This is a genomic window from Synechococcus sp. R55.2 (assembly GCF_047462075.1).
Classification (GTDB): domain Bacteria; phylum Cyanobacteriota; class Cyanobacteriia; order Thermostichales; family Thermostichaceae; genus Thermostichus.
The window spans coordinates 1-1,246 of sequence record NZ_JANSIH010000058.1; the positions used below are offsets into that span (position 1 = coordinate 1).

Annotated in this window: 1 protein-coding gene; it reads right to left on the bottom strand. The window is 38.8% G+C overall.

Features of this window, described 5'->3' with window-relative positions:
- Positions 1-153: 153 nt before the first annotated feature.
- Entirely contained in the window at positions 154-843 is a 690-nt protein-coding gene (locus NW838_RS02255) for a hypothetical protein (RefSeq protein ID WP_414350122.1), read from the bottom strand.
- Positions 844-1,246: the final 403 nt, after the last annotated feature.

A 1,246-nucleotide genomic window follows, 5' to 3' on the forward strand; every position in this document is an offset into this window, starting at 1 on the left:
ACTAATAAAGTCAAATAGTTGTACTAGTGCTTGAATTTCAATAATGTAAATATCATCTACTTGACTAGTTAAGGTTACTAGTCCATTGTCTTCTACACCAGAGAAAGTGTATTGACCTGAGATGATGCCTTGTTTTTTGATAGCCATAGTCTTTTACGGTGGTAACAATGATGGTATTCCTGGACTAGGTAATGAGAATTGTGTAGCTATTCCAGCACTAGCTAATGCTAATCCTGTTAATACTGGAGAAGCTAATGCTACACTAGTTCCTCCTGTAGGTAATGCTAATATAGTAGCTAATGCACTAACATTATATGCTAATGCAGCATTACTAGCTAATGTACTTGCTGCTAACAGAGTCCATCTAATATCATCTTTAGCAGCATTCTCACAAACGTAACGATATAGATTCCTTATTCCCTTTTCTTGCCATAATACCCATACTTTACAAGTAACATCAAAGCTAGGTAGAAGTATAACTGACATGTCTAATGCACATTGACTTAGTTCATAATCGATTCTTACCAAAGAATATGAATTGAATACCGGTATATCTAATGGATACTCATAATTTCCCATATCAAAGATTTCTCTACTTGCTGGTGGTAATGCAGGTAAGTTCTGAGCAACATATTCAGGAATAGGTATTGGGTCATCACATGGGTCAGCAGTAGCACCTTGTTTTACTCTTACATTTAGAGAACCTGCCATTTCAATAAATTCATTGTCAGCTAATCCACTAACTTCTAGGAGAATAAGGTCGCCTTGGTTAAATACTTCTGTTTGATTAATTCTGTCAGACCTAAGAGTTCCATCAAAGACTAACTTTCTTCTTACACTCATACTATCCTCTTTGTTCCTCTTACATGTGTTTCACCTGAATACTTTACTCTAGATACATTGGGTAGCTGCATTATTTCTTTGATACTTTGTTTGAGTTTGCTGTCTGTTGGTCTAAATGGAACAAATACTTTATACTCAGAGAATCCTTGTTGTACTTGTGGAGTTTCCAATTTCTAGGGATCCCCCCGAAGGGGGAACTTGGGACATAAACCCCTCGGAATCTATGGGCAAGTGAGACAAGACTGTTTCCAATTTCTAGGGATCCCCCCGAAGGGGGAACTCGAAGCCGTTCGGATTGAGGGAGCTGTCCCCCATTCCAAGTTTCCAATTTCTAGGGATCCCCCCGAAGGGGGAACTCTCTCTCATTTGGTATCTTATGCCTCGATGAGTGCGTTCGGGGTTT